The following is a 13,347-nucleotide window of genomic DNA, read 5'->3' on the forward strand; positions in this document are numbered from 1 at the left end:
ATTCGCGCTCCGACGCTAGCGTCGCGCAGCGGAGCTCCGAAACCCCCCCGGGGGGGCTTCTGCTCGACGTGACTTCCGCTTTACCTGGGTGATCACCGCTCTGATACTGCTCGGCAACGCATACCCGCTGTGCCGGGACCGGCCTCGTTTGCGACCGTTGTTGGTGGGTGTACCCGCCGCGCCTGGCGGGCCCGGTGGAAAGGGACACGCGACGCCATGAGTGAGCTGCCGGTGTTGATCTACGACGGCGACTGCGGGTTCTGCACGCGTAGCGTGCGGCTCGCGGAGCGGTTGCCGGTCCGCATACGCATCCAGGCTTGGCAGGAGGCAGATCTCGCGGCGATGCGGACAACCGCGGACCGGGCCCGGCACGAGGTGCTGTGGGTGGCCACGTCCGGTCGGGTGTTCGGCGGCGCGGCCGCGGTCGCGGAACTGCTCAAGGAGTGCCGCGCGCCGTGGCCGGTGCTCGGTTGGGGCATGTCCGCCCCGGTGCTGCGGCTGCTGGCCGATCGGGCGTATCGGTGGGTCGCGGCGAACCGCTTCCGGCTGCCCGGAGCCACCCCGGCCTGCCAGCTGCCACCCGCCGAACGTCCCGGCCATTCGGATCGTTCCTGACCGACGTCGATCTCGGCCAAAAGTATTAGGAGTGGTCGCTTCTTTCCTGGCCGATCGGTTGATCTGGGCTGCCAATTCGGCTGAGCCGCCGGACCCCCTCCGAGCCGTAACTTGGATGTCGTTCGGGGGTACGAAAAGGCCCGTGCCCTCCGCTCCAGGGGACCTGCGGAGGACACGGCCGCAATCCAGACTTGGTGCGTCTTGAGCACCAGAGCGGCAGGAATGGCGAGGTGGCTTGAGATGTACGGGAAGGCGTTCGCACCGGAGTACCAAGGGCAGCTCCGGGACATGTCGGTCAACACGGCCTACGAGGACGTGCTGGCGGCGGCGTTGGAACGCGAGTCGCAGGCGGTGGACGAGGGTTCCGGGCTGGAGCTCGCGCAGGCGTGCCTGGCGGTTGCGGAGGCGTACCGGCGCCTCGGCCGGCTCGACGAGGCGGACGCGGCGTGGCGTGCGAGTTACCGAGCGGCCCGCGACGCGGGCGAGCAGGGCGCGATGGCGTGGGCGCTGTGGAGCGGCGGCACCCTGGCCCGGCAGCGCGGGCAGATGACCGCCGCGGTGCGCTGGCTCAGCTCCGCGCGGGACCTGGCCAAGAAGGCCGGTGAGCTGATCGCGTACGGCTATTCGGTCGCCGGAATCGCCGAAACGCTGCGGATCCGGGGGGATTACGAGGAGGCCCGCGTGCTCCACGAGGAGCTGCTGGCGGAGGCCCGTCGGCGGGGCGAGTGCCGGCACACGGTGTGGGCGTTGGAAGGCCTGGCGCAGCTCGACCGCAACGCGGGCGACCTGGACTCCGCTTGGCGGCGGTTCGAGGAGGCCGCCGAGATCGCCGAAGCGGGCGGGGATGAGCGGGGCCTCGCCTGGGCGTTGCGGGGGCTGGCGGACGTCATGTCGTTACGCGGGGAGCACGACGAGGCGCTGCGCCTGCTGTCGCGGGCCGAGCAGATCTGCCGCCGGATGGACCTGACCAGCGCCCTGGCCTACAACCGCAAGATGCGCGGCAATGTCCTCTTCCGCGCGTGCTGGTACGGGGAGGCCGCACGCACCTACCGGGATGCGCAGAAGATGTTCCGGTCCACCAACGAACCGCGCGGTGCCGCGCTGGCCGAGTTGGGCTTGTTGAAGAGCCTCGACAAGCTGGGCCGACCACGACCGGTCACCGAAAGGGATCTGCGCGCCCTGCGGGACGCGTTGGACAGCCGGGAACTGCGGCACACCAGGCGAATGGTGGAGGAGGCGATCAGCGAAATGGCAGAGATCGCGGCCTGAGCGCTCCGCCTCGTGCGCGCGAAACACTGCTCTAAGACTGGGTGTTCTCCGCTTCTGGCCGCGGGGTCTGGGAACGGAAGCTGTGCCCCAATTCCCGGCCAAGGCCGAAGTAGTGGCGGAAGTTGTAGATCAGCGTGCTCCACTCCGCTGGATCGAGATCGACGTGGTGGGTGCCGGGAATTACGAGGTGCGGGTCGCAGTGCAGGCGAACAGGACGTCACCACGCTCACCGCCCAGGTAGAGGCATCCCGCTCCTCGGTGTCACAGCATCTGGGCCGACTACGGCTGGCCGGTCTGGTCCGCGCCCGCCGCGACGGCCGGCGGATGCTCTACCGCATCACAAGCGACCACCTCTCCGCGCTGGTCAACGAGGCCCTGGAGTTCGCCGAACACACCGTCGAGGGCATTCGACACCATGGCTGACCACGGATGGCAGGCCCGCCAGGGGCTCGAACCCTGGACCCGAAGACCAAAAGCCCTCGGGTTCGCGTGCGGTGATCTTGAAAAAGTCGTGCCAAACAAGGCTTCCACCTGTGGTTTCTTCGAATTCAGGATCATCTGGTGCATGCTGTCGAGGTTCCCGCTGTCATGGTGCTTTCCGGTTTGTCGCCACTGGTGATCGAGTGCGTCGATGATGACGGCGACCGGGTTCTGGTGCGAGCACGGACATCTGATCGTCCGGTTCTGTGTCCGGAGTTGACGGCGCCCTGCCGACACCGAGCGCAGGTGTGCACTTTGCCTTGTGTTTGCGCCAGTTGCAGCGCCGGTGGCCGGTAAGCGCAGCATTCGGTGATCTCGTGGCCACCGTCCACGAGATCACCGACCTTGCCTTGGGCAAGGCTCAAGCCGCGTTCTGTTACGGGCAGGCGCGGACGATGGGAGCTCGATACGTCGTGAAGTTCGGGGGACCGATCGATCTCCTGCTCAACGACGGTTCTCAGTGCGCGTCGGCTGAATCTGCTGCACAACCACCGCAGACGGAGCCCGGGCCCCGCCAAGTTCCCCGCTAACCTGCCTGGTCCGGATCCGGCCCGAGCCGGGTGCCGGTGTCCAGCCTCCCGATCGCGGTGATGTCGTCCTCGGCGAGGGAGAAATCGAAGATCTCGAAGTTCTCCTCGATCCGTTCCGGGCGGTTGGACTTCGGGAACACGACGTTTCCGAGCTGGATGTGCCACCGGAGCACGATTTGCGCGGCCGATTTGCCGTATGCACCGGCCAATGTGGACAGTTCTGGATGGTCGAGGAGTCCTTGGCCGCGGCCGATCGGGCCCGACGCCTGGGTCGTGATGCCGTGGCCCTGGTGATACTCGCGCAGCTCCCGCTGGGCCAGGTTCGGGTGGAGTTCTATCTGATGACCGACGGCACGGTCGCGGTTTCCCTGGCCAGCCGCGCCAGGTGCGGGATCTGGAAGTTCGAGACGCCGATCGAACGAGCCTTGCCCGCCCGCTGCGCGCATTCCAAACCCTGCCAGGTCTCGACGTACCGGTCTTGCCTCGGTCGTGGCCAGTGGATCAGGTACAGGTCGACGTAGTCCAGGCCGAGCAGTTCCAGGCTGCGGTCGAGTCGTGCCACGGCCTCGTCGCGGCCGTGCCCGTCGACGTGGAGCTTGGTGGTGATCCACAGTTCGTCGCGCGGGATGCCGGAGTCGGCGATCGCCTTGCCGACCCCCTCCTCGTTGCCGTACATCTGCGCGGTGTCGATGTGCCGGTAGCCCACGTCGAGCGCTGCTTTCACCTTCTCCACGGTCGCTCGGGCATCGATCTCGGCGACGCCGAAGCCGAGCTGGGGAATCCGGCGGCCATCGTTGAGCTCTATCCCGGGGACGGTCATCAGGCTGGCTTCTCCTCGTCGTGCTCGCGTGCCCCGGTGATTCCGGGCATCATCCCGCTTTCCCACCACTGGTCGATCATTTCCCAGAAGTCGATCTCGCTGCCGCGGTAGATGTCGTTGAAGAAGCCGCGCGAGATATCCCCTTGGCCGGTGTAGTAGCCGGGAGTGCACGTGGCGAGGTAGTTCAGGTCGCGCCGGCTGCTCTCCTCGATGACGGCGCCCCACTGGCGCTGAGCCTCGGTTTCGGGCTCCACCGTGCGGATTCCGTTCGCCAAGGCGGCGCGGACCACGCGCGCGGCGTGCCGGGCCTTGCGATCGAGCATGTAGGAGACGGGCAGTCGGACGATCATCTGCGCCTCCGGGTTCACAGGTCCGCGAACAGCGGCCGGGCGTCGGCGCTGCGCACGTTGATCCAGACGAGGTCGGTGAGGTCCTCACGGGAGTGGACGCCGTGCCGGCCCCATCCGCTGTCCCGGACTCCGCCGATGGGGGCCTCGATCGCGTCCTCGACGGTGAGGCCGTTGACGTGGACCATCCCGGAGGTGATTCGTTCGGTGAGCCGGAATCCCCGGTGCGGGGCAGCGGTCAGGACCGAGGCGGTGAGCCCGTACGGGGACCGGTTGACGATCTCGACGGCCTCGTCGGCACTGTCGACCGGCTGGACCACCAGCAGCGGGCCGAAGGTCTCCTCGCAGGAGGCCGCGGCGTCCTCGGGCACGTCGACCAGCACGGTCGGCTCGTGCACCCGGCCGGTGTATCCGCCACCGGTGACGATCTTCGCCCCCTTGGCGACGGCGTCGCGGATGCGCGTCTGCACCACCTCGACGGCACGATCGTTGATCAGCGGGCCGATGATGGTCGCCGGGTCGGCCGGATCGCCCTGGGGCAGCGCGGCGGTGAGTTCGGCGAGCCGTTCGACGAACCTCGGGTACAGCTCGCGCTCGACGAGCACCTTGCGGGCGCTCATGCAGATCTGGCCCTGGTGCAGGAACGCGCTGTACATCGCCGAACGGGTCGCGAAGTCGAGCTCGGTGTCAGCGAGGACCACCATCGGGTTGTAACCGTCCAGTTCCATCACCGAGCGCTTCAGCGCGCGTCCGGCTCGCTCGGCCAGCATCCGGCCGGTGCTGCGGCCACCCCGACTTCGCCGGACCGGCGAGGAATCTGATCGCCGGGGGCGGGCGGGTCAGTGGCGCGCGTCGGCCCGCAGGAACGCCTCGCCGCGCTCACCCCGAAGGGACGGACCGAACTACTCGCCGCCCTCCGTCGGCTCATCTGAGCACAGGGGCCGGCGCATTCGGTCAGCTCAGCTGGTGACCTTGCCGCAGGTCACGGGAACGCCGTCGAGGTCGTAGCTCTCGCGCCCGGCTAGAAAGCTCCACTTCGGCGCGGCATCCGCGAGCCTGGTGGTGGAGTGCCCAGGCGGACGGCATGGGCGCGAAGTTGGCGGTGCCGTCCGAGTTCTCGGTGGACAACAGCACGACCGGCGTCCCGAAGTACAGGATGCTCGGCGCGATGGTCACGTGGTCGACCGCAGCACTGCTGTTGGTTCGGGCGTCGTTGCCGGGCGTCATGGTGTCCATGACCAGCAACTGTAGGGAAGTGTTGTTTCGGTGAAGGCCGAACTGTTTTGGGCTACGTCGTGACCCTGCTGGTTAATTCGGCGCGGTGTTGGGGCTGTTTGGGAAGGTGCGGGCGTGAAGCGAACGGACCGTTCGTGTCGTTTAGAGCCTGTTGCGGTTTTGGTTTTGGGTGTTGTGGCCCGGATCCCGGTGGATTCGGGTGTGGTTGCTGAACAGGGGGTGGGCCGGAGGCCCACCCCCTGTTCAGGTTGTGGTGGTGTGGAGGGTGGTGAACAGGCGGCGGAGGTTGTGGGTTGCGGCGGTGAGGTTGAGTTCGCCGAGGCAAGCGGCCAGGCCGCGCAGGCTGAACCGCCGGAGTCGGTGGCGGTCTTTGATGAGGCCGTTCACAGGTTCGACGGTGGCGCCGCGTTTCTTGTAGAGCGTCGCTGCCTCGGGGGTGCGCAGCCGGTGACGCATGGCCTCGACGGGGGTGGCGCCCTCAGGGGGTGGGCCGCTGGCGGGATTGGTGGCGGCCTCGCGCTGGATATGACGGGATTTCCCTGGCGCGATCAGCCGGTCCGGCCCGGGATGGGTGAGGTTGTCGTCGCTGAAGTAGCCCGCGTCGAACAGGGCCGTGCCGATGTCCTCAGGGGTGTCACGGTGGGTGTTGAGCCACTCGGCGGTGGCCTGAGTGCGGGTGAGCATGTCCGCGAACTCGCCGGTATCAGCGGGATTGTCGCTCAGTCCCAGCGTGGTGATGACATGGTCGGCTGAGACCGCGAACTGGGCATTGAACCCCTGGATCCAGCCCCGCCGGGTAGGCATGATCCTGCTGTCGGGATCGGTGACGTTGCGCTGCGGCGGCGTGTCCTCTTTCTTACCGCCGTTGTTGCTGCCGTTGTTGCTGGTTGTGGTCCGGTTGTTCTCGCTGGTGGCCTCTGCTGCGGCGAGTGCGGCCTCCAGCGCCGCGCGGGCTTTCTTCATCCGTTTGCCGCCCTCGGGATCACTGACCCGCCGCCCCAGCGGCCGTGGGCGGCCTTCCGCCAGCGCGGCGGCGACCGCGGCGTTGTAGGCGTCGATCTCGCCCTGGCGACGGGCGCGTTCCCGCTCCAGCCGGGCCCGCGCCGCCTCGACACGGTCCACCCCCGCCGGCAGACGACCAGGCACCGGCTCGATGGCCACCCGTTGCAGATGCAACCGGGCCTGGGTGTTCTTCTCGGCCGCTGCTGCGGCGGCGGCGGCCTCTTCGGCTTCCAGCTCGTCCAGACAACGCCGGATCTCCGGCGGCCCGGCCGACCGGATCAACCAGCTCCGGTGGCAGCTCGTCACCACGCGCGTCCGGGCCGAAAGCGCCGTCCTCGGCCTCGTCGACGGCCTGCGCTTCAGCGATGATCTGATCGGCCTGACGGCGGAACCACCCCAGATCATGGGATGCCTCGAGCGAGGCGTCCGCGGCGATCTTGGTGCCATCAATGGCCACTGTGGACAACCGGACCATGCCCGCCCGGGCGCACAACGCCAGCACCTGAGCGAACACGCCTTCGAACGCGTCGATGTTGTCCTTGCGGAACCGGGCGATCCGGGTGTGATCCGGCACATCCTGCGCACAGATCACCCGGAAAGCCACATCCGTTTCGCACAACCGCTCAATCTGACGTGACGAACGCTCACCCACCGCATACCCATAAATCAACAACCCCAGCAGCACCCTCGGGTCATACGCCCGACGCCCGGCACCACCCAGCAGATACCGGCCACAGAACGGCTCGATATCCAACTCGCCGACAACATCCAGCACAAACCACGCCAGATGACCCGCAGGCAACCACTCCCGCATATCCACCGGAAGCAGAAACTGCTGATCACGATCAACCCGCCGAAACCCCTTCGCCACCCCACCATGATCCCATCCGGACAAACCGGAAAACGCAACAGGCTCTTTACCGAAGCGAACAGGCCGTTCACCGCACACCAACAGCCCCGGGCTCACATCGGATGAACGGAGCGAACGGACCGTTCGTGTCGTCTATGAGCCTGTTGCGTTTTCGGCGAAAACGGCTGAACCGAAGTACCAAATCAGTCTCGATCGCCGCCGTTTGTCCGCCAGTGGCCATCTCAGCCGTGATCGATCGATCACGGTCCGTGGTGGGCGTAATTTTGCAACAGGCTCCTATCGAGGTGAACAGGCCGTTCACCGCACACCGGTTGGCGAGGCAGAACCGGACCACTCCCGCAGTGACACCAGCCCCAGCCCCTCGCGGAATTAGCCAGCAGGGTCCGTCGTGAGTTTTTGCGCCACTGCGCGGAGTTCCGCACCGGCATTGCTGCTGATCGGTTCCCCGTGGCCGAAGCAGGCGACCGCGGTGTCGAGTCCGGCGAGGCGGTGGAACGACTCGATGGTCCGCGCGCGATCCACGTTGAACGTGCCGAGAATCAGCTGGCCAACGTTGGCGATCGTGTCCCCAGTGAAGAGAATTTGGCTCTTTGACAAATAAACAGCGATGCTCCCATCGGTGTGCCCCGGCATGGAAATCACCCGCGCGCCGCCCGCGAAGTCCAACACGTCCCCGTCGCCGAGTTCGTGGTCGACCGGGCAGGGCGGCGCAGGCGGGACGTTAGGGTTGATGCGCTCGAACAGGGGGCGTTCCCAATCGAGCAGCACGGGCTCGGCCTTCTTCCGCTCGCCCCGGACGACGGGCGCGTCGGCCCCATGGGCCAGCACCGGTGCACCGGTAGCGGCCCGGAGCTCGGCGGCGGAACCGACGTGGTCCTCGTGCCCGTGGGTGATGACGATCAGCTCCAGATCGATGCCCAGTTCGGTCAGCAGCCCGGTGATGGCCGAACCGGAACCGGCGATCGCGGTGTCGGTGAGGGTCGCGGAGCGGCCCTCGTGCCACAGGTAGGCCTGTCCGAATTCGAGCCGCAGCATGTGGAGGTTCGGCACGACCTCGATCACGTCCATGCCACCAACGTAAGTCGCCGTTCGGCCGGCGCTCGCCGTTTTCGTTGCGGGTGAACGTGTTCGCTGCGTGACCGGCCGCACAGCACGCGCGCCTCGGCGAAATGGACGCGACATCGGGCGGGCTGTCCGTTAGGCTCGAACGATGGCCCAATGGCAGCAGTTCTACCACTGATCAAGCCGCCGCGAACGCGGCGATGTTCAGGCGACTCCACCGTCTGACCCACGGCGCTTCGACGCGCATCCCGTTCCCCGGTCAGGGGATTCGTGCACACTCTTGAAAACCCCGGGCGCTGACTGCTGATCTCCGGCTGTCCGCGTGCCGATGTTCTGTGACGAGTGGCTGATGCGGTCGTGCGCTGCGATCCGAGCTACCTTCCGCGCTCCTCGCTGACCGAGGGCGCTTCTGATCAGGAGTAGAACCAGATGGCCAAGACGGCTCAGAACAGCTTCCGCACCAGGCCCGCGCACATCGCATTCATGTCCATCCCGGCGCATGGACACGTCAACCCTGGACTGGGGTTGGTCACCGGTCTGGTGGAGCGCGGGCACCGCGTCACGTACGCCACGACCGATGACTTCGCGGCACAGGTCGAGGAGGCCGGTGCGTCGCCGGTCCGCTACACCTCGACGTTGCCGGGGCCGTCGGCCGCCACGCAAGAGTGGCCGGAAGAAGAGGTCCCGGCCCTGACGATGTTCCTCGACGAGACCATGGCCGCGGTGCCGCAGCTCGAACGGGCGTACGCGGCGGACCGTCCGGATCTCATCGTGTACGACATCGCGGCCTTCCCCGCCCTCGTGCTGGCGGAGAAGTGGCAGGTGCCCTGCATCCAGCTGTCTCCGACCCACGTCTACTTCGAAGGCGTGGAGGAGACCTTCGGCATCGAACCGTCGCCCGAGTCCTCCGCGGTGCACGCCAGGTACGACGAGTACTTCGTCCGGCAGGGTGTCGAGGTGACCTTCCAGGACATGGGGAAGCCGCGCCGCGGCATCGTGACCATTCCCCAGACGTTCCAGTACGGGGAGCGGGTTTCAGACGCGTTCGACTTCGTCGGCCCGATGCTCACCGACCGGGCATTCCAGGGGGATTGGCAGGCCCCGGATTCCCGTCCGGTGCTGGTGATCTCGCTGGGCTCGGCCTACAACCACCAGTTGGAGTTCTACCGCAAATGCCTGCGGGCGTTCGCCGACCTCGACTGGCACGTGGTGATGTCGGTCGGGCGGTCCACGGACCCGGCGGAACTCGGTGAGCTCCCGCCGAATTTCGAGGTGCGGCAATGGATTCCGCAGCTCCGGGTGCTGTCGCAGGCGAGCGCGTTCATCACGCACGCGGGCATGGGCGGCACGATGGAGGGCCTATCCCACGGGGTGCCGCTGATCGCGGTTCCGCAGGCGACCGACCAGTTCATGAACGCGGCCCGGATCCAGGAACTCGACCTGGGCACCCGGCTGGACTGCGAGACAGTCACCCCGGAGCAGCTCCGGGCGGCCTTGGAGCAGATCACCACGAGTGAGGTGGTTCGGCTGCGGTTGAAGGAAATGCGGCAGGAGATCCAGAAAGCCGGTGGCTTGCGGCGGGCCGTCGAAATCCTCGAATCCATGCTGTGACGACCGATGTCGAGGTGGGCTGCCGGGCAACCCCGGTGGCCCACCGTTCGGCAACGCGAAGCAACCACGGCTAGCCGAGGCGTTCGCTGGCGGACGCAGCGAGCCGTCCGGCCCGCGCCATGTCCCCGATCAGCCTGCCGTGGCGCTTGACCACCCGGCCGGCGACCAGCACCGTGTCGACGTTGCCCGGGTGTGCCGCGAGCACGAGCGCTTCGGCGGATGCGTTGAGCGGCGAAAGTTTCACGTCATCGGCCCTCAGCGGCACCACGTCGGCTTCCTTGCCCGGCGTCAGCGAGCCGGTGCGGTCTGCCACGCCGCAGGCAACTGCATCATGAGAGGTCGCCCAGCGCAGAACCTCCCTTGTGGACAGTTGCCGTCCTGCGGGCGACGGTGCGCGCCGCGACCGCGATCCGCAGCTACGTGAACATGTCACCTGCTGCGGCGGTTTCGCTGTCCACGCTGAGGATTGGTGCGAGGCCGGCGTGCAGCAGGCGTTCGATCGTCGGCAGGCCGAGCCCGGGCATGGTCAGCTCGATCTGCGGCGAGATGGAGATGCTGACGCCGTGGTCGGCCGCGAGCTCGAGCTCGCGGTCGCCGCAACTCGAGACGTGCACGAGGGTGAGATCCGGCCCGAGCAGGACCGCTTCGTCCGGCAGGGCTACGTAGTCGTTGCCGGAGACGTGCATGGTGATCGGGATCCCGAGCTCGCGCGCCATCCTGAAGTCTGCGGTGGTGACTTCAGGGACCGCGCTGCGTGGTCCGCGTGCGCCCATGGTCAGGGTGATCAGGCCGTCATCACCGGGTATCTTCTCCCGCAGCTGGCGCAGGTCGGCCGGATTCGGCTCGGTGCTGTTCGTCAGCCAGCAATCCGCATCGGTGCACGGCCAGCCGTGCGCGAAGACGGCCTGGATCCCGGCGTCGCGCAGCGCATCGATGCCCGCATCTGCATGGGCAGGGGTGTTCTGGACGTGGGCACAGTCCACGAGGGTGGTCACGCCGCTGTCGAGTGCCGTCAAGGCTCCGGCAAGGTGCCCGCGTACCCGTCCGCCGGTCGAATCCGAGGCCCGATGCGGTGGAAGATCTCCCGAAGTAGTCCCGGAAACCCCAATCCGCGCCCCGATGCCGCATTACGGTCTGCCAGATGTGGCGATGGGTGCCCACGAACCCGGGCAGCACGAGCACGCCGGTCGCGTCGATGGTCGCCGCGCCGGCCGCCGGCATGTCGGGACTGATTGCGATGATCCTGCCGTCCACGATGAGCAGGTCGATCGGGTGGTCGGCTGCCCGCCGCTCGTCGGGGACCGACCGGTCGAGGTCGACGACCAGGCCGCCGCGGATCAAAGTTGGAATTCGCGGTGGAGGTAGCTATACCTTAGGGACACACCCGTTGCCGGGAGGAGCGGTAGTGCCTGAAGCGAGGTGGACGTGATGCCATCGACGATCACCGGCCTGCGGACGTACGACATCCGGTTCCCCACCTCCCGCGAGCTGGACGGCTCAGACGCGATGAACCCGGACCCGGACTACTCGGCGTCCTACGTCGTGATCGGCACGGACGCGACCGACGGCCTGGAGGGGCACGGCTTCGCCTTCACCATCGGCCGCGGAAACGACGTGCAGACCGCGGCGATCAGGGCGCTGGAGCCCGCACTGGTCGGTCGCGCCGTAAAGGAAACCCTGGACGACCTCGGCGGAATGTGGCGGGAGCTGGTGCACGACTCACAGCTGCGCTGGCTGGGGCCGGAAAAAGGCGTGGTGCACATGGCGATCGCGGCCGTGGTCAACGCCCTTTGGGACCTGAAGGCCAAGTGGGCGGGCAAGCCGTTGTGGCAGCTGCTCGCCGAGCTGGCACCGGAGCAGTTGGTCGAGCTCGTCGACTTCCGATACCTCAGCGATGCCCTGACACCGGGCGAGGCATTGGAGATCCTGCAGCGGGCCGAGCCGGGTCGGGCGGAGCGCGCGGCGCAGCTCCGGGACGGCGGCTACCCGGCGTACACCACGACTCCGGGCTGGCTCGGATATTCCGACGAGAAGTTGCGGCGTCTCTGCCGGGATGCGGTCAAGCAGGGGTTCCGGCAGGTGAAGCTAAAGGTCGGAGCGGACCTGGCGGACGACGTCCGGCGGCTGCGGATCGCCCGCGAGGCGGTCGGGCCGGACATCCGCATCGCGGTCGACGCCAACCAGCGCTGGGACGTGGGGACCGCGATCGACTGGATCCGTGAACTCGCCCCGTTCGACCCGTGGTGGGTGGAGGAACCGACCAGCCCGGACGACGTGCTGGGGCACGCCGCCATCGCGCAGGCGATCGCGCCGGTCCGGGTCGCCACCGGCGAGCACGTGGCGAACCGGGTCGTGTTCAAGCAGCTGTTGCAGGCGAACGCCCTGTCCTACCTGCAACTGGACGCCGCGCGCGTCGCCGGGGTCAACGAGAACGTGGCGATCCTGTTGCTCGCCGCGAAGTTCGGGGTGCCCGTGTGCCCGCACGCGGGCGGGGTCGGCCTGTGCGAGCTGGTGCAGCACCTGGCCATGTTCGACTTCGTCGCGGTGTCGGGGTCGATGGACGACCGGGTCATCGAGTACGTCGACCACCTGCACGAGCACTTCGTCGACCCGGTGAGGCTCAGCGGCGGCAACTACCTGGCCCCGAGCCGCCCCGGGTTCTCCGCGCGGCTGCGACCGGAGGCGATGGTCGACTACGAATACCCCGACGGCACGGTTTGGAAGTCGATCGCCGGGGGGACGGACGCATGAGCCAATTCGCCGGTCAGACCGCCGTCGTCACCGGAGGTGGTTCGGGTATCGGCTTGGCGGTGGTCACCGAGCTCGCCGCACGCGGCGCCGCGGTCGCAGCCCTCGACCTCGACCCGTCCGGCGTGCCGGCGGACGTGCTGGGACTACGCTGCGACGTGGTCGACGAGGAGTCGGTGTCCGCGGCGGTCGAGCAGGTCGCGCATCGGCTCGGCGGTGTGGACGTCCTGGTCAACAACGCTGGGATCGGTGCGCAGGGCACGGTCGAGACCAACCACTACGACGAGTGGCGCCGGGTCTTCGACGTCAACGTCTTGGGCATCGTGCGCACGACCCGAGCGTGCCTGCCGCATCTGCGCGAGTCGTCGGCCGCGGCGATCGTGAACACCTGTTCGATCGCGGCCACGGCGGGGCTGCCCAACCGGGCGCTCTACAGCGCGAGCAAAGGCGCGGTGCTGTCGCTGACCTTGGCGATGGCCGCCGACCACGTGTCGGAGGAAATCCGCGTCAACTGCGTCAACCCGGGCACCGTCGATACGCCCTGGGTGCGCCGGCTGCTCGCGGCCGCCGACGATCCGGACGCGGAACTGCGTGCGCTGCAGGCCCGCCAGCCCACCGGGCGGCTCGTGTCGGTGGCCGAAGTCGCCGCGGCCGTCGCCTACCTGGCCGGTCCGGCGGCCGGGGCCACCACCGGCACGGCGCTCGCGGTGGACGGCGGGATGCAGGGCCTGCGCCTGCGGAAGAACTGAAAGGACC

The 13,347-nt window shown here is 67.9% G+C and carries 12 protein-coding genes and 4 pseudogenes; 7 read left to right on the forward strand and 9 right to left on the reverse strand.

All coding sequences use genetic code 11. The features are described 5' to 3' along the window. Window positions 1-216: 216 nt before the first annotated feature. From DL519_RS35015 to DL519_RS49120, 4 genes and pseudogenes are all read left to right on the forward strand, one after another. Complete coding sequence (locus DL519_RS35015) at window positions 217-615, forward strand: thiol-disulfide oxidoreductase DCC family protein (RefSeq protein WP_168585317.1); 399 nt, start codon at window positions 217-219, stop codon at window positions 613-615. Between the two features lie 240 nt (window positions 616-855). After that, on the forward strand, window positions 856-1,884 hold the full coding sequence (locus tag DL519_RS35020) for a tetratricopeptide repeat protein (protein WP_190821198.1): 1,029 nt from the start codon (window positions 856-858) through the stop codon (window positions 1,882-1,884). Between the two features lie 12 nt (window positions 1,885-1,896). Continuing rightward, window positions 1,897-2,142, forward strand: a pseudogene (locus tag DL519_RS49115) (hypothetical protein); the annotation flags it as partial. Continuing rightward, on the forward strand, window positions 2,143-2,307 hold the full coding sequence (locus tag DL519_RS49120; protein WP_263399855.1) for an ArsR/SmtB family transcription factor: 165 nt from the start codon (window positions 2,143-2,145) through the stop codon (window positions 2,305-2,307). It abuts the pseudogene before it with no gap. A gap of 583 nt (window positions 2,308-2,890) precedes the next feature. On the opposite strand, the pseudogene DL519_RS35030 reads toward DL519_RS49120, so the two are convergent. From DL519_RS35030 to DL519_RS35055, 7 genes and pseudogenes are all read right to left on the reverse strand, one after another. Further along, window positions 2,891-3,717: pseudogene (locus DL519_RS35030) on the reverse strand (aldo/keto reductase). Next, complete coding sequence (locus tag DL519_RS35035; protein WP_190821199.1) at window positions 3,714-4,064, reverse strand: hypothetical protein; 351 nt, start codon at window positions 4,062-4,064, stop codon at window positions 3,714-3,716. Before DL519_RS35035 ends, DL519_RS35030 begins: the two are co-directional and overlap by 4 nt. A 14-nt stretch (window positions 4,065-4,078) precedes the next feature. Next, window positions 4,079-4,840 (reverse strand): annotated as a pseudogene (locus DL519_RS35040) (aldehyde dehydrogenase family protein); the annotation flags it as partial. Window positions 4,841-5,015: 175 nt separating this feature from the next. After that, window positions 5,016-5,297, reverse strand: a complete 282-nt coding sequence (locus DL519_RS49525; protein WP_317891411.1) for a hypothetical protein — start codon at window positions 5,295-5,297, stop codon at window positions 5,016-5,018. A 243-nt stretch (window positions 5,298-5,540) separates the two neighbouring features. Then, window positions 5,541-6,605, reverse strand: a complete 1,065-nt coding sequence (locus DL519_RS35050; RefSeq protein WP_223839878.1) for a transposase — start codon at window positions 6,603-6,605, stop codon at window positions 5,541-5,543. A 205-nt stretch (window positions 6,606-6,810) separates the two neighbouring features. Beyond that, window positions 6,811-7,113 (reverse strand): annotated as a pseudogene (locus DL519_RS50500) (transposase); the annotation flags it as partial. Window positions 7,114-7,539: 426 nt separating this feature from the next. Continuing rightward, the gene (locus DL519_RS35055; RefSeq protein ID WP_190821204.1) at window positions 7,540-8,238 is read right to left on the reverse strand and encodes an MBL fold metallo-hydrolase; all 699 of its coding nucleotides are present in this window, start codon (window positions 8,236-8,238) and stop codon (window positions 7,540-7,542) included. A 423-nt stretch (window positions 8,239-8,661) separates the two neighbouring features. Here DL519_RS35055 and DL519_RS35060 point away from each other — a divergent pair, with 423 nt between their 5' ends. Next, entirely contained in the window at window positions 8,662-9,843 is a 1,182-nt protein-coding gene (locus DL519_RS35060; protein ID WP_190821206.1) for a macrolide family glycosyltransferase, read from the forward strand. Window positions 9,844-9,913: 70 nt separating this feature from the next. On the opposite strand, the gene DL519_RS49125 is transcribed toward DL519_RS35060, so the two are convergent. Both DL519_RS49125 and DL519_RS49130 read right to left on the reverse strand, forming a co-directional pair. Further along, the gene (locus tag DL519_RS49125; protein ID WP_190821208.1) at window positions 9,914-10,276 is read right to left on the reverse strand and encodes an amidohydrolase family protein; all 363 of its coding nucleotides are present in this window, start codon (window positions 10,274-10,276) and stop codon (window positions 9,914-9,916) included. Further along, window positions 10,260-10,859, reverse strand: a complete 600-nt coding sequence (locus DL519_RS49130; RefSeq protein WP_263399747.1) for an amidohydrolase family protein — start codon at window positions 10,857-10,859, stop codon at window positions 10,260-10,262. The genes DL519_RS49125 and DL519_RS49130 overlap by 17 nt, the downstream gene beginning before the upstream one ends. A 412-nt stretch (window positions 10,860-11,271) precedes the next feature. Between DL519_RS49130 and DL519_RS35075 the strand changes: the two genes are divergently transcribed. After that, window positions 11,272-12,594 carry an L-fuconate dehydratase gene (locus DL519_RS35075; RefSeq protein ID WP_190821212.1) on the forward strand — a complete coding sequence of 441 codons (1,323 nt, stop codon included), beginning with the start codon at window positions 11,272-11,274 and terminating at the stop codon, window positions 12,592-12,594. Next, window positions 12,591-13,340 carry an SDR family NAD(P)-dependent oxidoreductase gene (locus DL519_RS35080; RefSeq protein ID WP_190821214.1) on the forward strand — a complete coding sequence of 250 codons (750 nt, stop codon included), beginning with the start codon at window positions 12,591-12,593 and terminating at the stop codon, window positions 13,338-13,340. Before DL519_RS35075 ends, DL519_RS35080 begins: the two co-directional genes overlap by 4 nt. The last annotated feature ends 7 nt before the right edge of the window (window positions 13,341-13,347 follow it).

The sequence above is a fragment of the Saccharopolyspora pogona genome (assembly GCF_014697215.1).
Lineage (GTDB): Bacteria > Actinomycetota > Actinomycetes > Mycobacteriales > Pseudonocardiaceae > Saccharopolyspora > Saccharopolyspora hattusasensis.